Origin of the sequence: Halanaerobium sp. ST460_2HS_T2 (genome assembly GCF_003337665.1) — a bacterium.
Taxonomy (GTDB): Bacteria; Bacillota; Halanaerobiia; order Halanaerobiales; family Halanaerobiaceae; genus Halanaerobium; species Halanaerobium kushneri.
This window is the reverse complement of sequence record NZ_QPJF01000032.1, coordinates 1-19,135: the sequence shown is the minus strand read 5'-3', so window position 1 is coordinate 19,135 and position 19,135 is coordinate 1. Positions and strand designations below refer to the sequence as shown.

Below are 19,135 nucleotides of genomic sequence, written 5' to 3'. Positions count from 1 at the left end.
TATGCTTTAAATTAATTATAATCAAATTAAGAATTATTATCAACATTTATCAAGAAAAAAAGGAGATTTAGTAACTATGTTGAAATTAATTGTTAGAAGCATTTTGATTCTGCAGGAAAGGAAGTGTAGTTTTGAAATTTAAATTTTTACATAATATAGAAAATAAAATATACTTTATACCTTCAATTTATGCTATTGCAGCTACTCTGCTTTCAATTCTGGTAATATTTATTGAATATCAGTATACAGAGACCCTGGTAAATGTACTTCCATCTTATTTTTTCACTTCCTATGATCTATCAAAAACAATTTTATCAACTATAGCTGGCTCTTTATTTGCTATGATTACAGTTTCTTTTTCCACTATTATGGTAGTGCTGACTATGTATTCCTCACAATTTTCTCCAAGAACAATGCAAGATTTTCTAAAAAACAAAGTAACTTTAAAAGTGCTGGGTATTTTTATTGCAGGTTTTATTTATTCAATTTTAACTCTTCTTTTTATTGATGATAGCCTGCAGGGAAGTGGAGAATCTACAATTTTTTCTGCAATGATAGGTGTTATTGTAGCAATTGTCTGTCTGGGATATTTTGTTTATTTTATTCATCATGCTGCTAATTCTGTTCAGGTTAATTTATTAATAGAAAATCTTAAGGAAGAAGTTATAGAGATTGTTGATTCCATTGAGGCTAGAAATAATAGTAATGATCAGATTCGTAATGATCCTCCAGAGAATTTAAAAGAAAAGCTTGATCACAAATCATATGATGTTCACCCAAAGCAAAGTGGTTATATTCAGGTTATCTATGATATTGAGCTAACCAAGCTGGCAGATGAATATGACATAATAATTAGAGCTGAAAAAATGATTGGTGATTATGTAACTGAGAATACAATTGTTTTTAAATTCTGGCAGCTGAATCAGGAAGTGGAAGAGTTTGAGAAAGAGGAAATTGAAACCATCGAAAATAAAATTATTGATAATCTGGTAATCAATAATGAAAGAAGTAAAAAAAATGATATCGAATTTGGACTTTTAAAATTGACCGAAGTGGCCTTAAGAGCGATTTCTCCCGGTATTAATGATCCTAATACAGCTATTTTTTGTATCAATCAGCTGGGATGGGTTCTGTCCCGGATTGCAGTCGCCAATTTGGAAAATACTTATTATTATAATGATAAAGATGAGCTCTGTTTTATTTTAGAAGATATTTCTTTCTGGGATCTGCTTTATAAAACTTTTTATCAGTTAAGTCATTATGGTAATCAGGATGTATCTGTTGCTGGCTCAATAATTGATGCCCTGGTAATTATTGCAGAAGGTAGTCCTAAAGATATTAAAGAACAGGTCTGGAAATTTAGCCATTATATATTGGGAGGTTTTGATAAAAATGTACTGGAACAGGAAGACAAAAAATTCTTAAATCATAAAATTTATAGACTGGCAAAGGAGACTGGCAATAAAGAAGAAAGAGAAAAATATTTTCAGGTGGAAAGTTTTAAAATCAATTAGTAAGCTTTTAACTTAAAAACTAATTAATTATTGTTATGCTTATTTACAAAGATTAAAACATTAAATCAGAGGTGAGCTAAGAATGAAATTAAAGGGTAAAAATATTGCAATGTTAATTGGTCCGGGTTATGAGGATCTTGAATTCTGGGTTGTCTATATGCGAATGATAGAAGAAGGTGCCAGTGTAGATGTGATAGGGATGGAAAAAAATAAAGAATATAGCAGCAAACATGGCTGTCTGACTAAAAAGTCGGATTTTACTGCTGCAGAAGTATTAGATAAAGACTATGATGGAGTCTTAGTACCTGGTGGTTGGACACCAGATAAAATTAGAAGAGATAAAAATGTAGTTAAGCTGGTACGTCAGAATTATGAGAAAGGAAAAATAATTGGTTTAATTTGTCATGCCGGTCTGGTAGGAATATCTGCTGGTATAGTAAATGGTAAAGCTACTGGATCTGAGGGTATTAAAGATGATATTATTAATGCCGGAGGCCGCTGGGTTGACAAGCCAGCTTTTAGAGATGGAAACATAGTCTGGGGTAGAGTTGTTAAAGATATTCCAGCTTACTGCAGGGAACTGGTGGCAGCACTGGCTGATTAATTGTTTGGCAATTTAATTTGTAATTTAGATTTACTTCAAAATATATAAAGAGGTGATCATATGGCAGAAGAAGAGTTTTACAGACAGAAAGCAGTCGATATTTTAGATGATTTGAAAACATCAAAAAAAGGGCTGTCTCAGTCTGAAGCAGATAAAAGACTTGCCAGAGATGGCAAGAATGTACTGCAGGCAAAAGCAGATAAATCACTATTTAAAATTTTTTTAGAACAGTTTAAGGATGTTCTAGTAATTTTACTTTTAGTAGCTGCAGTTATGTCCTTTGCAATTGGAAGTTATCGTGATGGTACAATTATGGTTATTATTGCTGTAATTAATTCGGTTATAGGTTTTCGCCAGGAATATAAAGCAGAAAAGATTATGGATTCGTTAAATAAACTGGTTAAGTCTCCTTCTAAGGTTATCAGAGATGATCAGATTGGGGAAATTGCCCAGGAAGAGCTGGTTGTTGGAGATATTGTCAGTCTGGAAGAAGGAGATAAGATTCCAGCTGATTTAAGAATTATTGAGTCATTTAATTTAAGGACAAATGATGTTTCATTGACTGGAGAATCAATGCCTCAAGAAAAACAGTCCAATCATATTGAGGAAGAAAGGCCTCTTGCTGATAGAGATAATATGGCTTACTTAGGCACCACAGTAGCCTCTGGCTCAGCTAAAGGTGTTGTTGTTAGGACCGGTATGGAAACCGAAATGGGAAAAATTGCTTCTATGACACAGGAAGAAGATAAGTCTAAATCTCCTCTCCAGTCTGAGCTGCAGTCTGTAGCAAATAAGATTGCCACTTTTGCAGTAATTATTGCCCTTGCCTTATTTGGAGTTAGTATTTATCAGGGTTATGGATTAGATTTTGCTTTGATTTATGCTCTGGGGATAGCTGTTGCTGTTGTACCACAGGCTCTCCCAATGCAGGTAACAGTTGCTTTATCTCAGGGAGTTGATCGTCTGGCAGAAAAAAATGCGGTAGTTAAGAAACTTTCTTCTGCCGAAACTTTAGGCTCCACAAATGTAATCTGTACAGACAAAACCGGAACCCTGACCAAAAATGAGATGACAGTTAAAAAGGTGTTTTTTGATGGTAGTGAGTATCAAGTGACCGGACTTGGTTATGAGCCAGAAGGAGAATTAATAGGTGAAGATGGGGATCCTTTAACTGAAGAAGAGATTGCAGAAATGGAGATTATTTTTGATGCTGCAACCATGGCTTCTAATGCTGAGATTCATGAGCCAGATGAGGAGCATCCTGGTTGGTATGCAATTGGTGATCCAACAGAAGCGGCTTTAATTACTCTTTCAACTAAACTTGGTACCCGTTCTCCTACTGAAGATGAAGATAATCCTGAGTTACATGAGTTTAGTTTTGATTCTGATCGCAAAAGAATGAGCTCAATCAGACAATTCGAAGATGGCAATTATCTTAAGATGAAGGGTGCCTTAGGAAGTGTACTTTCTATTTCCAAACATATCTTAAAAAATGGTGACGTAGTAGAAATAACTGAGGAAGATAAAGAAAGATTAAATAAATTAAATGAAAAATATTCTAAAGATGCAATGCGGGTACTGGCAATAGCCTATCGTAAATTAGAAGATGATGAAACAGATTATGTATTAGAAGAGATTGAAAAAGATGTTATCTTTTTAGGTCTGGTTGCTATGATTGATCCACCGAAAGAAGGTGTTAAAGAGGCTATTCAGGAATCTCATGCTGCGCATATTGATACCTATATCATGACTGGTGATCACGCAATTACAGCCCAAGCAGTAGGAAAAGAAATAAGTCTTTCTGTTGATGAAAATGAGGTGCCTGTATTTACCAGTGAAGATTTAGAAGCAATGAGCGAAGATGTTCTGCAGGAGAAAATGGAACAAAATGAATCTCTAATATTTTCCAGAGTTTCTCCGGAAGATAAATTAAGGATTGTTAAAAATCTAAAAGAGCAGCAGAAAATTGTTGCGGTTACTGGAGATGGAGTAAATGATGCACCGGCACTAAAAAGTGCTCATATCGGAGTTGCTATGGGACAGATGGGGACAGATGTTTCTAAAGAGGCCTCGGAATTAATTTTGCTCGATGATAGCTATCCAACTTTAGTTTATGCAATTAAAGAGGGTAGAACAATTTACAATAATCTGAAGAAAACAGTAATTGCTTCTCTTACAACAAACGGAGCTGAACTAACAATTGTGCTGCTGGGTCTTTTAGCTGCAGCAATGCTGGGGACTCCAATCCCAATTTTAGCTATTCAGATACTTTCAATTGACCTTTTAGCTGAAATTTTACCACTGACAGCACTAACTTTTGATCCGGCTTCAGAACATTTAATGAAATCACCACCTCGTAAACAGGATGATCATATAGTTAATAAGAACAGTTTTAGTGAGATAATGTTTCTGGCTATTCTGATGGGGGGATTGGCTTTTACTAATTTCTATTTATTTATTAACGATCAGTCAGCCGCAGTTAGAGCGGGAACCCAAATCTATGCTCGAGCAACAACCATTTCATTTTTAACAATTGCTTTTTCTCAGTGGGTTAATATTATGTCCCGCAGATATGAATATAAGAGTATTTTTAACAAAAATTTCTTTAGCAATACCAAAATGCTTTATTCAATCTTAATCTCAATTGCCATGGTTTTATTAATTATTTATTCACCAGTCAATAGTTTTCTTGGTTTTGCAGGAGTTACCATAGCTGACTGGGGAAGAGTTGTAATTGCTGGAGGTATTTTCTTGATTGGTCATGAAGTTATCAAGTTTTTCAAAAGAAGAACTGAAACCGAATAAAAGATAATTTTAAAAGTAGATTATAATGGGGGTAAGCTAAATGTTTAATATTAAATTAAAAAGAGATGGCAAAGAAAATTTATATATCCAGATCTATGAGGCAATCAGGGCAGAAATTCTGGCAGATAAGTATACACCAGATACCAAGATGCCTTCAATTCGAAAGCTTGCTTCCCGGTTGAATGTTAATACAGAAACAGTTGTCAAGGCGTATGATCTTCTGGCAGTCGAAAATTTAATCTACAAAAAAGAAGGCAGTGGGAGTTATATAGCTCCTGCTGCAGCTTTAAAAAGCAACAGTGATGATCATCGCCTGAGAATTTTGAGTTCTAAAAAGTTTTCCGCTCCTAGCAAAATAATTGATTTCAGTGGGGCTGAAAATACAGGGGAATTTTTAGAAGAGTATTCCTGGGACTTAATTTTTGACCGTTTTTACTCAGAGTTTAAGGGGAATGTTTTTAGCAGTATTGCATCTGATAATTCTTATTTTAAATTTCTCCAGGACCAGTATTCAGATTTAAATAAAAATAAATTATTTTATAGTTCGGAAACAGGTTTAAGGGATATTATGAGTGAAATAGTTAGAGGTAAAAAGGAATTCCTTTTTACCAGAGAAAATAATATTTCAGTTTTTAATAATTTTTTTAATCTAGCAAGTATGGGTTCTGAAAAAAATAATTTTCAGATTGGTTTTGATTCGGAAGCTGAACTTAATTTTTATCTGAGCCCATCTGATTATGAGAGTTTAATGGATTACCTGGAAGAAAATAAAATTGATTATTTATTTATTAGTGATGAATCGACAGCTGATGGAGTGCTGGATTGGAGCCTTTCAAAGCTTAAATCACTGCTGGAATTGGCCCGAATGTTAAAATTCAAGCTAATTATTTTTGAGTATTTTGGATTTTATCAACAAAATCCTAAAATCAAAGAGTTATTAGATTCTAAATTTGCAGATCAAATAATTTTGATTCAGGGGCTTACAGAAAGAGTTTTTCCGGGCTTAAAAATGGGATTGGTTTATCTTAAAGAAAAAGATTTAAGCAGAGATAAGGGACTAAAAATTATTGATAAGTATTCTTTAACTAAATATTTGTCCCAAAACAGCTTTTCCGCAGGAGATAATTTAGTTTATAATCTGCTGAGTTATTATCTTAATAACGGTTATTTAAAAAAGAGACTTAAGTTATTAAAGCAGAGACTGAAAAACAAAAAGCTTTTACTGGCTGAAAATGTAAAAGAACATTTTCGGGGAGTGCAGGCTGTAGAAAACAATTCTCTGTTTTATCTAAAATTAGTCCTTAATCAATCAATAAATCAACATGATTTTAAAGTTTTTGCTGAGAAAAATTCTATTCTGCTTCCTCTATATTGGAATTTTGCCGCCAGAGATGAGAGCAGTCAATTAATTATTTCGCCGGCAACATTAAATCAGTTTTCAATTAAACAGGGAGTTATGGCTCTGGCAAAAGTATATTGGCAGTTTATCAGTTAAAAAATAACTTTATATTTTATAAATTTTTGATAAAATATAATTATAGAAAAGATACTTAAATTCTTTTTTAATATTTGTCTTAGTAGTAGTCAAGAAGTAGTGAGTAGTATATTTAAATTTAATAGGGGGTTAAAAAGATGACAGAAATTAAACTGGAAACTTTAAAGGATCTAATTCAATGTCAGGAGAGTCCCTGTGTTTCAATTTATATGTCAACTAAGGCGGTTCATAAAGGAGAATTTAAAAAGCTCGAAATTGAATTCAAAAATTTGCTGCAGGAAGTTGAAGAAAAATTAGAAGAGAACTGGGACTTCAAGCAGCGAGATGTTGATAAATTTCTAAATCAGGCTTACACTCTGGCTGCAGATAGTGCTTTCTGGCAGGAACAAAATGAAGGCCTGGCAGTATTTATTTCACCTGATAGATTTGAACATTACAAACTCGCAGTTGATACCTATGATAAATCTCATGTAAGTTACAGTTTTAATTTAAAACAGCTGATTGCAGAGTTAAAGGATAATCAGCAGTATTATTTGCTTGCTTTAAGCCCCAACCATAGTCAGCTGTATTTGGCTGATCGTAATAAAATAGAAGAAGTTAATGTAGAAGAAATGCCGGCTAATATTAAAGAATTTTTAAATTTAGATGAAGAGGCAGCAGAAAAATATCAGTCTGTTAATACAGCAGGAGGCTCATCGGTATTCCATGGACAGGGAGCAGCCTCAGATGATGATAATGAAGATTTGATCCACTATCTCAAAGAAATTGACAGGGTCATTAACAGAGAATTGAAAGACTCAAATAATTATTTAGTGGTAGCCGCTGATGACAGTGTCTTTTCCCTTTATAAAAATATAAATAATTATGATAATTTACTGGCAGCTAATTTAAGTGGTAACTCCAGACAGATGAACAAAAAAGAACTTCTTCAAAATAGCTGGCAGATTGTGGAACCGCATCTTCATGATTATTTAAATAAGGACAAGGAAAGATACCTTGAACTTCAGGCAACTGAAAAAACAGCCAGTAATTTAGAAGATATAGTTGAAGCTGCTCATTACAGTAAGATTGATATTCTCTTTTTAAATAAGAGAGCGGAAAAAGCCGGAGTTTTTGTTGAAGATGAGAACGAAATTAAGACAATGGGTAATAATAAAGACTATGATCTTTATAACTTTGCCGCAGTTGAGACACTTGTTAATGGTGGAGAAGTTTATCCTTTAGATAGTGAAGAAATGCCTGTTGAGAGTGATATAGCTGCTATTTTTAGATATTAGCTTATTTCTGAGCCGTTAAAAAAATAAAATTATTTTTAATAAGCACAGTCAATCTGCATCAGTTACCAGAGGTATATTTACTGGTGACTGATGCTTAATTTTATTTAAAAATGTAATATCTTCTAAATATCTAAATAATATACAGAAAAAATATTTAAATTGATAATAGAGTAAAATTATGATTAAATAGTTTTATATAATTTTATAGAAGGATAATCTAGTGGGAGGAATTTAAGGTGATAACAAAAACAAAGGAGAATAAGAGTGGTTTTAGTTTAAGTTTAAATTATAAGTTGATTTTTATTATGCTGGCAATTAGTTTAATTCCAATTACCTTACTGGGATATGTAATTACCAATCAGAGCAGTGAAGCACTTAGAGAGGCTAATTTTAATCAGTTAGATTCAATCCGGACAAATAAAGCCAATCAAATTGAGACTTTTTATAATGATATTAAGGGAGATGTGGAGGTTTTAAGTAGGACCCCGATTATAATTGATGCTTTTAATAATTTTAATAATGCTTTTTCATCCGGCGGCTCTGAGGGTGTAATGTATCAAATTTTTATCGAACAATTTGGTCCTTATTTTAATACATATGCAGAAGAAAATAACTATAATGATATATTTTTAATTAACCCGGAAGGGGATATTATTTTTTCTCAGTCTCAAAATAGTGATTTAGCTCAAAACTTAACTAAAGGAGATTTAGCAGATTCAAATCTGGCAGAGGCATATAAACAGGCAATACAGGGTAAAGTTTCGCTGGTAGACTATCAATATTACGCACCGGTAAACTCCCCGGCCCAATTTGTAGCAGCTCCGATACTGGAGAGTGAAAAAATAATTGGAGTAGCTGTTCTTCAGATTTCAACACAGCCGATTAACCGAATAATGGGAGGTGTTTCTGGACTGGGAGAGAGTGGAGAAACATATCTGGTTGGAGAAGAGAGGCTGATGCGTTCTAATTCTAGATTTACAGATTTAAATGAAATATTAAAAAAGGAAATTAACACCCTGGCTGTTAATCAGGCTTTAGCAGGTAATGAGGGGAGTCAAATTATTAAAGACTATCGGGGAGTAGAAGTTTTAAGTTCTTATTCTAACCTTGATATTAAAGAGATTGACTGGGCCATTATTGCTGAAATTGACAAAAATGAAGCGTTTGCGGAAATAAACTCTATGAATAATAATACTCTAATCATCATTTTAATTATAGCTCTCCTGGTAATTGTTATTGCATATTTTTTCTCTAGCAAAATAACTAGACCAATCGCGCAAGCAGTTGAAATGGCAGAAGAAATTTCCTCAGGAAATCTGGCTGTTGATAAAATTAAGATTAAATCTAATGATGAAATTGGGACCCTGGCAGTTTCTTTAAATAAGATGCTGGACAATTTAAAACTTATTATTGAAAATGTATCAGATATTGCTGCCGGCCTTTCGGTATCCAGTCAGGAACTATCTGCTTCTGGTGAAGAAGTTGCGGTTTCTGCAGATCAGGTAGGAGATTCTATTCAACAGGTAGCTTCTGGAGCTGAAGAACAGTCAGCTCAAGTTGAAGAAGCCAGCAGTATTATTAATCAATTGATTGATCAGATTTCAAAAATTAACAGTATTTCGGTTGATATGAATTCACAGGCGGATACTGTAATGAACAGTATAGAAAATGGGAGTAGTTCAATTAATAATTCGGTAGTACAGATTGAGAAAGTAAAGGATAATTCGGCTGAAGTCTCCAGTGGCATAAATGATCTGGGAAAACTTTCGGCAAAAATTGGAGAAATAGTGCAGTTGATTAATGGAATTGCAGAACAGACTAATTTACTTGCTTTAAACGCAGCCATAGAAGCGGCAAGAGCTGGTGAAGCTGGTAGAGGATTTTCGGTTGTAGCTGATGAAATCAGGGAACTTGCTGAAGAATCTTCGAATGCTACTGATCAAATTGGCTCTTTAATCAAGGAAATTCAAACTGGAGTAGAAAATGCAGTAGCCAAAATGAATACTACAGAAAAAGTAGTTAATAATAGTGTTAATGCAATTGATGAAACAGGTGATTCGTTCAGCAAAATCAATCAGGCGGCAGCAGAATTAAGGAGATTAATAGAAATTATTTCCAAAAAAGCAGAACAGGTTAATCAAAATAGTGAACTTGTTGATTCTACTATTTCAGAAATTGCATCTGTTAGTGAAGAAGCTGCCAGTAATTCCGAAGAGGTAGCTGCTGCCAGCGAAGAGCAGTCTGCATCTACTGCTGAAATCGTAAACGCTGCCGATCAACTCTCTGATATGGCTGATGAACTTAAAAAAGCCATTGATCAGTTTAATTTATAATCTTTGAGAAATCTCAGTTCCTGCTGCATAAGCAGTAGAAAATGCAGCCTGCAGATTGTAACCACCTGTATCACCATCAATGTCTAAAACTTCTCCTGCAGCAAAAAAGTTAGCAATAATTCTGGATTCCATAGTTTGGGGATTGATCTGACTGAGGTCAATCCCACCTCTGGTAACCATTGATCGATTAAAATCAGCAAGAGATTTAATCTTAAATTCCAGACTGGAAAACAATTCAACAATTTCTTTTCTTTCTTCTTTCTTTAAGTGAGCAGCATTCTGACTGCCATCAATATCTGCAAGTTCAAGTATTTTTTCAATCAACCTCTGGGCCAGCGGATATTTAATTAACAGATTAAGCAGGTTTAATCTGCCCTCTCTTCTAATTTTTTTGATTAAATTATCCTCTAATTCTTCTTTAGAATAATTTAAGAGCTTGATTTTGATAACATCACCCTGCTGCATATAACGCGAATAATTAATTATTCCGGGACCGGAGAGGCCTCTGTGGGTTAGCAGCAGATCATCTTTCCATCTTTTTAATAATTCATCATTCCTCCAGAGAGAAATTTCTTTATTTCTGAGCGAAATTCCACTCAGCATTTTAAATTTATAGTCTTTAATAATTACAGGTGCCAGAGCAGGGCGGGGTTCCACAATATTATGGCCTAGACTGCTGGCAATCTTAAAACCATCACCGGTTGATCCCGTTTTCGGGAATGATTTTCCACCTGCTGCAAGTAGAAAATATTTACTTTTAAGAGTTTGAGCTATAGTTTTAATTTCAAAAAATTTATTTTTTTGCCTAATCTTTTTTATTTCTGAATTATAGATTATTTCGATATTTCTATTTTTTATTTCTTTTAATAAAACATTTAAAATATCTGAAGCCTGATTTGACTTAGGGAAAATCTTACCACCTCTGGCTGTTTCAAAATTAATTCCTCTATCTTTAAAAAATTGCATTAGCTTTTGATTATCAAAGGTATAAAGGGCCCCCAGAAGGAAATTATGGTTTTCTCCATAATGATCAAAAAACTGAGCAATATCTCCTTCATGGGTCAAATTGCACTGTCCGGAGCCGCTGATCAAAAGTTTTTTGCCGGCACTGGAGTTTTTTTCTAAGATTATGATTTTTTTATTTTCATTATTTTCTGCAGCCTGAATGGCAGCAAATAGTCCTGCTGGTCCAGCACCTGCAATAATTAAATCAGCTTTCATTTTTTCATTCCTCCGTATTTATGATTTTGTGCTTCGAGATAAAAATATAAGATTACCTGATTTTAATAGAGTTTAGTTATGCCTGTCTTCATTCTGGATTTTTTAGTACTTTTACAAGAAGAGCAGTCAATTAATCTATTTAAAAACTAAAAAAATCTCCTAAAAAGGAGACTTAAAATAGTGTTATAAGTGTTGATATGTATTAAACTGGTGCCGAAGGTGGGACTCGAACCCACACGTCCGTGAGGACAACGGATTTTGAATCCGTCCTGCTTAAAAATAACACCAATTACAAGATCATAGCCTTCTCAAGAATCCCGTTATATCAGTCATTATAAAATTTTACCAAGTCATCCTATGGTTTAGATGTCATATATTACCAGCCATTACCAACCCTTTCGGCAGGATTGGCAGGATTTTAGACTCTAAATGTCAGTAAAATAATTATAATTGAATGGGATTCTAAATGCAAATTAAATTCTAATTATATTACTCTATAAATCTGTGAGGAGGCTATAAAATTAAAACAAAATAAAGGAGATAAGATAATGAGACTATATAAAAATTCAAAAAATTATGAATATGCTGATGTTATCAATTTTAAATCTGAAAATGAAATGGAAGATATTTTATTTTCGAATGAAGATTTAAATAAAATTGTTGAAGAAGAACTTTTAATTGTTGGTAGACAGATACAAGTTGAAAATTATTTAGATACTATTGATATTTTAGCAATTGATAAAGAAGGAAAAATGGTTATCATAGAGCTTAAATCCTCGTTTACCTCTTATGGTACTGATGCAGATTTTCAGACAGTTAAATATGCAGCGATTGTTAGTAAATGGGATATTTCTGACATAAAGGAACTATATGAAGATTGTTATTATAAACTGATCAATAAGCATGTAAACTTTGAAAAGAAATTAGATGCTTTTCTCGATGTGGACATCAGCTATATAAACAATGATCAGCGAATTATTCTAATTGGAACAGGTGATAATGAAAAATTGAATCTTGCTTGTTCATGGATGAGATGTAAGAATATCGATGTGAAGATAGTACCAATTTTGAGATATGAAGATGAATCTTTGGAGGTGCTAGAGGATAGGTCTTTTGAAGATTTTTCTGTTAATAAACCTATATTAAATAGTCAGTATTCAGTCGAATATCATGTGCAGAAGGGGGATTTGCAGACACAAGAAGTTGCTAAAGCATATATTCAAGCATTACAGGAGATTCATCATTTTGATTATCCTGTTGCTAATCAGTCATATATTGTTTTTAAGACAGATGGAACGAATATTATCAAAATGTGGGTAAATAAAAAGACAATTAAAGTTGATTTTTTAAAAGGTTTTGGCAAAATAGCTCGAAGAAATAAAGTTGAAGATTTAGTTAGAGAAGATGTCGGATTTTCAATTGCTGATAAGATAAATTATGGTGATGAAGGTCATATTCAAGTATTTTAATATTATTCTAATTAAGAGAACTAGATTTTTGAAAAAGTATTTATAAATAAATCCAGGCATGGAACATAATATACTCCATACCTGGATTTTTTAGTCCCAGAATAAAAATTGATTTATTTCTTCAGATTGATTGTTTTCTGCATTATAATCTGGTACAGCTTCTAGCTCATCAATTAGAGAAAAATTAGTTATATACATTTTATCCTTATAAAATTTAAGATTAGTTCTTCCTGTTTTTCCGTCTCTAGATTTCCCAAAATTAACTTCAAGTAAGTTATCATCTTCAAAATTAGATTTTTCTTTTTCTGATTTTCCATAATCTTCACGGTCAAGTATTATCACAAAATCTCCAATTTGTTCAGCAATACCACTATATTTGATACTGTCAATACCAGGTTTTTCATCCTTTTTTCCCTGTCTTTTCAATTGAACTATTACATTAAGAGCCTGATCATATTTGCGAGCAACTTCATTTCGTAACTCCATGAATGCTTTTCTAAAGAAAGTTGTTAGATCAGTTCCATTTCCGTCTAATTCGTGCATATGATCGATGTGAATTATTTCAACTCTATCATCCTGGGTTGCTAGATGAGTTAATTTAGCTTTTAATTTATACAACGAACTATAATCTGACAGGTCTATTACATGTTGAGCAAATCGATTTTTGATAAAATCAAATAATATTTGTTCTCTAGTTTCACTATTTTTTGCATCTAAATTAAAGCCACCATCTTTCCAGTCAGACAAACTAATTTTTTTCCCATAATTATTTAAGTGGTTTGAGTGAATTGTCAATAGTCGCTGGAGAATCTGTTCTTTAGTGCTTTCTAAGGTAACATATTTTACATTATGACTATTCAAAATCTGGCGGTAGAAGATATTTAGTGCAAATGCAGTTTTTCCGACACTTGGTCTAGCAGCTGTAAAGATTAATTCACCATTCCGAAAGCCATCATCAAGGAACTCATTATCGATATCTGCTAAATAGGTAGGAATTAATACTGAATTTCCAGATTTTCTTTTTTTCAATAGCCTATCCATAATATCTTTAGTGTTTTCACTCAACTTTTTAACTTCTTCCGATTTAAGAGTAGATTCCAAAAGAGAATTCAAGAAACCATCTGGTAGTTCTTCATTATTATTTTGCAGCTGTTCTAATTTTGTACCCAATTTATGATATTCTTTCATTACATTATTTAGTCTAATTTTCTTCTTTAACTCTAAAATAAAATATTCTAATGACTTTTCCTGAACTTCAAAATATATGTCAGAATCATTTATTAGACCATATCTTTTCTGGATTTCTACAAGAATTTTTGAGTCAAGTAGTTGGTTCTCATTTTCTAATTTAACATAATGTTTTTTTAACTCAGAGGTGTCATTATTCCTAAGATAAAACTTCTTTAGCTTTTCTGAAAGTTTAACAAAATCATTTTTTAAATTAACATCATTTAATAGATCTGCTGGTTTAATTTTTTGTCCATGTTTATTGAAAAAACTTTGGGCATAGGATATAACACGAAAATCAATTCCTGCTCCAAAATCGCTAACATGCAGTTCTTCATTAACAAGGTGAAGATTTCTACTATCATTAGCGGCTAATACTTTACCAATTATAATTCTTCTTAACTTAATTTTTTCCACTAACATCTTTCCCTTCTATTTTTGATTTGAGCCGACTATTTGAATGAATCCGTCTATCTTTTCCGAGAAATTCAACAGAGTCATAACTACCAAGTATTGAAATAATTTCGTCTTCATCACTATTAATTTTCTTAACAATTTCTGACATAGAGTTATTACTGGTGATAATAGTGATGTATGATTGGCTATCGCGATATTTTAACAAAAGATCTATAGTTTCGTGCTGCCAGTCGGCATAATGACGGAAAAACTCATCAATTACGAGGATCGGAATTTTTTTGATTTTTTGTAGCTTAGCAGCTATTTCTGCTTTTTGCTCAAAACTTCCATTCCAGCTTTGCTTATATTCAAGCAGCATGTTAGATAAATCAATAAAACCTATTTTTTTGCGGTCTTCTTTTTCCAACTCAAATAACAATTTCTTCATTATTGTTACAGCAGTAAGAGTTTTCCCATTTCCCTTTTTGCCTACAAAGAATATTCCGTAATTTTCGTCATTCTTCCAGGCATCTAAAATGACCGAATAGATATCTTCAAATTTAACTTCACTGTCTGCAAATTTCAAATTCAGTACTTCTTTTTTAAGTTTCTTTCCCCAAAGGTTTTGGGGAATATTACTTGCTCTAAACCAGTTCCTCCAATAAGCGTTATATTCATTTTTCTTTTTCAATTTAATTCATCCTTTCTAATTTATTGTTTTTCAAATTTTCCATCTTTCAGATATTGCTCATATTTCTTTCCATACTTTCTTTTTAGTTCTTTTTTGGTGCAGATTTTGTTTTCTATTAAATCGTAGTAAACTTCTTCCGCTGGATCTTCTGATGGATCATTAGTTTTAGTTTTGATAGATATCAGGGGGAGGGTATAAACACTCTTTTTTCCCTCTTGATGTTCGACTTCAAGCAATTCTAATTCAGCAATCTTTTTTAAGTGCCTGCGGGCAGAAGAGATACTAAGATTAAGTACCTGGGCGACTTCTGCAGCTGAAATTTTTATTTCTCTCACCCCATATCCATCACTAGAATTATAGTTAGGTTTTCTATATAATTCGAAAAGCAGATATATAAATGTTTTAAAACCTGAAGATTTACCTGCTTTAAGAAGCCAATTATAATAACCAGCTAGGGGAATATTGCGGAAATCATCATTTTGTTGAAATGGGTATTCAATATGACAATTATTTCTCTTGCCAGTTATTTTTATTAATCCCAGCTCCTGAAGTCTCTCCAAGCTTTTTGAGTTATAATGAGAAGAGATCTTAACAGAAACATTTCTGTCTTTTTCTTTTGGAACAGATACCGTATTAAGCTGGTTAGCAGGGAATGAAAATTCTTGGTTCTCCTTATTCTGGATCCAAATATTAAATAATAGCATCATTTCTTTTTGAGTTAATGACCAGAACTTAGATAAATTTCTCGTTTCTAATCGAAAATATAGCTTATATTTTTTTCTAGCTAATGGATCAGGATATTTTAGTTTTTCTGACATAAAATAAAAAAGCACCACCTTTTTGAGTTAGTTAACCTAAAAGTGGTGTGATTGATAGTTTAGTAGATTGCTTAGCATGAATGTAATGGCTGAATTTTTAGTTGATAGTTTGGCTGATTTAGGTATTTAATTTTTAGTATAATTAAATTATATCACTAATTTTTATTAATGTCAATAATTTCCAAAGAAAAAATTTCCATCTAATTTCTTTACTTAGCTAAAGCAATTGAATGAGTAGGGTTAAGCATTTATTAAGCAAATTAATAGAGAGGGTCAAAGAGTTAAAGCTAGTCAGTGAATAGGGTTAAGCAAATTAATGATAGGGGTTAAATTGCTTTTAAAGCTGTTGGAACGGCGTTTATGAGGTTTCTATATGGTTTATGGTTTTAAAGAATATGGTATTAATTAATATAGTAGAGTTAATTATTTTAAAAAATTAATTTTTGAATTTAAGCTAACTGGTAACTTATCAATAATATTATTAGATGATTATGTAGAATTATGTAATTTAATGTCGCAAAATTATTCTATTAAAGGAATAATCCTGTATTTGTAGAAGATAATAATTAGAAGATAAATGACAGATTTCTTTATTTAAAGATAAGTAATCTATTAATTAGGAATTAGTAAAATTATTATTTTTAGGTTTCCCAAATATCAACTTTCAAATAATAATTCATAACGAATATTTGGGTCATCTAATAAATAACTCTAATCATAGAGTTTGATTTATTAGTTAATATTTTATTTTTGAATACCGATTATATTCAGGAGGAATGAATATGGAATTTAAAGTTGGAAATTATTATTTGGCCAAGGAATATAAAGACTGTGGTTACAGTTTCCCAAGTGGAAAATATAAGCTTAAGGCTATTAATGATGCGTTCCCAAATAAGCCTATCATTAATGATGACGAATTAATTGTAGCTAAAGAAATCTGGTTAGAAGGTGTAATGGAAACTGATCAATTTGATACGGATAGAAAAGGTAATTGGTATTTTTGGGAATTTCCCGAGAATACAGAAGGAATTGAATATATGTGGATTCCTGAGTCAGTTGTAGAAGAAGTTTTTATGCCTATTAATAATTAAAAAATATATAAATGGAGTGAGTGATTTGGCTGATAATCAGAGTGAATTACATAATAGAGTTGAAACAGTAATTGCAGATATAAAAAATACTGTTGATGATAAAGGAACAACTTATATGAAGTTTAAGACGCTTCTAGGCAAATTAGATTATGAAAGAAGAAGTAGTAAGGTTATGGAGTTAATTGTGGGCTATATAGGAGAAAATGATCTCGTTACTGTAAAAAATAGCAGGACTAAGAAAGAAATTAATTGGGATGAGATTGACTATAATGATAATATTACTTTCAAATCGAAAAGTGAATTTTATAATGATAATTCTGGCAAAGTAAAGGTTTCAAATTCAAAAAGCCCATATAACTTATATTTGCATCAGCAGGATGCCATAAAAGAAATGAATAAAATTTATAATAATAAAGGTTATTTTTCAGGAATCTTGGCTATTCCTACTGGTGGAGGGAAAACTTTGACCGCTATGCAGTGGTTATTAAAAAATGCAGTTGATCAAAATAAAAAAGTATTATGGATTGCCCATAGACATGAGCTATTAAATCAGGCATTTAATGCTCTGCATCAGAATGCTTATTCTGATCTAATAAAAAACAAAAAGGAATTCAGATATCATATGATTTCTGGACAGCATGATAGATCAGTAAATCTGAAGCCAAATGATGACTTTGTAATTGCGAGCAAGGACAGCTTATATTATAATACGGATTACTTAATTAATAATTGGCTGAATGATAATGAGGAAGTCTTTCTTGTTATTGATGAAGCCCATCATTCTGCTGCAAAAACTTATAGAAAAATTATTGATGCTGTTAAAGAAAATGTTAGCAAATCTTCAATTCTTGGTCTTACAGCAACACCATTCAGAACCTCCGAAGAGGAGCAGGGGTTATTAAAGAAAATTTTTAAAGATGATATACTGTTTAAGGTTGATTTAGAGCAGCTAATCAATAGGGGAATTCTTTCTGCTCCAATTTTTAAAGAATATAATACTCAATTAGATATTTACAAAGAACTAAATGATCAAGATATAAAAAATATTCAATCATTTGATTTAAAAGGTGATATTGCTGATAAGATTGCTCAAAGCAAGGAAAGAAATAAGCGTATAGTTGATCATTATTTAGAGAACAAAGATAAGTATGGAAAACTATTAGTTTTCACAATCGATATTTCTCATGCAATAGTTTTAAATCGATTATTCAATAGGAATGGAGTGTCTTCAGAATTCATTGTCTCAAGTATTAGAAATGAGCATGGAGTAACTATTTCTCAAGAGGATAATAATGAAAAGATGAAGAAATTTCGAAATGATGAAATTGATGTTCTGGTTAATGTTAATATACTTACAGAGGGGGTAGATCTCCCCAATGTAGAGACTGTATTTTTAACAAGGCCAACCATTTCAACTATTTTGATGACTCAAATGATTGGTAGAGCTCTTAGAGGAGTCAAAGCTGGAGGTACTGAAGAGGCCTATATAGTTAGTTTCATCGATGATTGGCGTGATAAAATTAACTGGGTAAACCCTGAAAAGTTATATCTTGAAGAAAATGTAGATTTTAATGATGATAGTAAAGAAAATAAAGAAAATCTTATTAAATTGGTTTCATTATATAGGAAATTATGCTTTTGCAGGAATGTGGATAACTTTGTAGAAGGATAAAAATATTATGAGCCCAAAACAAAGAGGAAAACGTATTAAAGTTAAAACAATATTGAATGATCACTGGGAAGAGTTTAAGATTAAACATCTTCCTGGCAGAGTGCCGGCTGATATGTTAAACCATGTAATTGATCAGGTAGAAAAATCAATGAAATGTGGTAATCCAGAAAATGGTTATGCTAAATATAAATGCTTGGACTGTGGTCAAGAGCATATCGTCAGCTTCAGTTGTAAAAGTAGATTCTGCTCCAGATGTGGTAAAGTCTATGTAGATAAATGGGTAGACAAACAGGTTGATATGATCTTAGATGTCAGCCACAGACATATGGTGTTTACAGTTCCTGAAGAGTTAAGAGGATATATTTACTGGCAGAGAGATATCATAAAAGAATTAAGTGATAAAGTAGCAGAATTAATTCAGCGATATATAGATAAAAAAGGTAAAATTCATGAATATGAGGCTGGAATAATAACAGTAGTTCATACCTTTGGCCGTGATATGAGCTTTAACCCTCATGTGCA

At 32.2% G+C, this 19,135-nt stretch carries 14 protein-coding genes; 10 read left to right on the top strand and 4 right to left on the bottom strand.

From position 1 onward, the window contains the following. Positions 1-131: 131 nt before the first annotated feature. From DFR80_RS13130 to DFR80_RS13105, 6 genes are all read left to right on the top strand, one after another. On the top strand, positions 132-1,514 hold the full coding sequence (locus DFR80_RS13130; protein WP_114490232.1) for a DUF2254 domain-containing protein: 1,383 nt from the start codon (positions 132-134) through the stop codon (positions 1,512-1,514). An 82-nt stretch (positions 1,515-1,596) separates the two neighbouring features. After that, complete coding sequence (locus DFR80_RS13125; protein ID WP_114490231.1) at positions 1,597-2,118, top strand: type 1 glutamine amidotransferase domain-containing protein; 522 nt, start codon at positions 1,597-1,599, stop codon at positions 2,116-2,118. A gap of 60 nt (positions 2,119-2,178) precedes the next feature. Continuing rightward, positions 2,179-4,923: a cation-transporting P-type ATPase gene (locus DFR80_RS13120; RefSeq protein WP_114490230.1), complete on the top strand. Its 2,745-nt coding sequence runs from the start codon at positions 2,179-2,181 to the stop codon at positions 4,921-4,923. A 40-nt stretch (positions 4,924-4,963) separates the two neighbouring features. Beyond that, positions 4,964-6,418 carry a GntR family transcriptional regulator gene (locus tag DFR80_RS13115; protein ID WP_114490229.1) on the top strand — a complete coding sequence of 485 codons (1,455 nt, stop codon included), beginning with the start codon at positions 4,964-4,966 and terminating at the stop codon, positions 6,416-6,418. 137 nt (positions 6,419-6,555) lie between these two features. After that, positions 6,556-7,695 carry a hypothetical protein gene (locus tag DFR80_RS13110; RefSeq protein WP_114490228.1) on the top strand — a complete coding sequence of 380 codons (1,140 nt, stop codon included), beginning with the start codon at positions 6,556-6,558 and terminating at the stop codon, positions 7,693-7,695. A 236-nt stretch (positions 7,696-7,931) separates the two neighbouring features. Then, positions 7,932-10,028 carry a methyl-accepting chemotaxis protein gene (locus DFR80_RS13105; RefSeq protein ID WP_233493885.1) on the top strand — a complete coding sequence of 699 codons (2,097 nt, stop codon included), beginning with the start codon at positions 7,932-7,934 and terminating at the stop codon, positions 10,026-10,028. On the opposite strand, the gene DFR80_RS13100 is transcribed toward DFR80_RS13105, so the two are convergent. Next, positions 10,023-11,249: an NAD(P)/FAD-dependent oxidoreductase gene (locus tag DFR80_RS13100; protein ID WP_114490227.1), complete on the bottom strand. Its 1,227-nt coding sequence runs from the start codon at positions 11,247-11,249 to the stop codon at positions 10,023-10,025. The two genes, DFR80_RS13105 and DFR80_RS13100, sit on opposite strands and share 6 nt — an antisense overlap. A gap of 548 nt (positions 11,250-11,797) precedes the next feature. On the opposite strand from DFR80_RS13100, the gene DFR80_RS13090 reads away from it, so the two are divergent. After that, a complete protein-coding gene (locus tag DFR80_RS13090; protein ID WP_114490226.1) occupies positions 11,798-12,718 on the top strand; it encodes an endonuclease NucS domain-containing protein in 921 nt (306 codons plus the stop codon). A gap of 90 nt (positions 12,719-12,808) precedes the next feature. On the opposite strand, the gene DFR80_RS13085 is transcribed toward DFR80_RS13090, so the two are convergent. From DFR80_RS13085 to DFR80_RS13075, 3 genes are read right to left on the bottom strand one after another with little or no spacing between them, the layout of a single operon-like run. Further along, entirely contained in the window at positions 12,809-14,362 is a 1,554-nt protein-coding gene (locus DFR80_RS13085; protein WP_158537723.1) for a DnaB-like helicase C-terminal domain-containing protein, read from the bottom strand. Further along, positions 14,349-15,032 (bottom strand): AAA family ATPase, encoded by a 684-nt coding sequence (locus tag DFR80_RS13080; RefSeq protein ID WP_158537722.1) that lies wholly within the window; start codon positions 15,030-15,032, stop codon positions 14,349-14,351. Before DFR80_RS13080 ends, DFR80_RS13085 begins: the two co-directional genes overlap by 14 nt. A gap of 20 nt (positions 15,033-15,052) precedes the next feature. Beyond that, entirely contained in the window at positions 15,053-15,850 is a 798-nt protein-coding gene (locus DFR80_RS13075) for a helix-turn-helix domain-containing protein (protein WP_114490223.1), read from the bottom strand. 782 nt (positions 15,851-16,632) lie between these two features. Between DFR80_RS13075 and DFR80_RS13070 the strand changes: the two genes are divergently transcribed. The 3 genes from DFR80_RS13070 to DFR80_RS13060 all read left to right on the top strand — a co-directional run. Next, entirely contained in the window at positions 16,633-16,941 is a 309-nt protein-coding gene (locus DFR80_RS13070; RefSeq protein WP_114490222.1) for a hypothetical protein, read from the top strand. 25 nt (positions 16,942-16,966) lie between these two features. Then, positions 16,967-18,613 (top strand): DEAD/DEAH box helicase, encoded by a 1,647-nt coding sequence (locus DFR80_RS13065; RefSeq protein WP_114490221.1) that lies wholly within the window; start codon positions 16,967-16,969, stop codon positions 18,611-18,613. A gap of 7 nt (positions 18,614-18,620) precedes the next feature. Next, positions 18,621-19,135 (top strand): transposase zinc-binding domain-containing protein (locus tag DFR80_RS13060; RefSeq protein WP_147270192.1); only part of this gene is annotated, 515 nt, incomplete at its 3' end.

Excerpts from the sequence above, each read along its gene's own strand:
- DFR80_RS13070 (WP_114490222.1), top strand. The coding sequence starts at position 16,633 with ATGGAATTTAAAGTTGGAAATTATTATTTGGCCAAGGAATATAAAGAC.
- DFR80_RS13110 (WP_114490228.1), top strand. The coding sequence starts at position 6,556 with ATGACAGAAATTAAACTGGAAACTTTAAAGGATCTAATTCAATGTCAG.
- DFR80_RS13115 (WP_114490229.1), top strand. The coding sequence starts at position 4,964 with ATGTTTAATATTAAATTAAAAAGAGATGGCAAAGAAAATTTATATATC.
- DFR80_RS13120 (WP_114490230.1), top strand. The coding sequence starts at position 2,179 with ATGGCAGAAGAAGAGTTTTACAGACAGAAAGCAGTCGATATTTTAGAT.
- DFR80_RS13125 (WP_114490231.1), top strand. The coding sequence starts at position 1,597 with ATGAAATTAAAGGGTAAAAATATTGCAATGTTAATTGGTCCGGGTTAT.
- DFR80_RS13100 (WP_114490227.1), bottom strand. The coding sequence starts at position 11,249 with ATGAAAGCTGATTTAATTATTGCAGGTGCTGGACCAGCAGGACTATTT.
- DFR80_RS13090 (WP_114490226.1), top strand. The coding sequence starts at position 11,798 with ATGAGACTATATAAAAATTCAAAAAATTATGAATATGCTGATGTTATC.
- DFR80_RS13075 (WP_114490223.1), bottom strand. The coding sequence starts at position 15,850 with ATGTCAGAAAAACTAAAATATCCTGATCCATTAGCTAGAAAAAAATAT.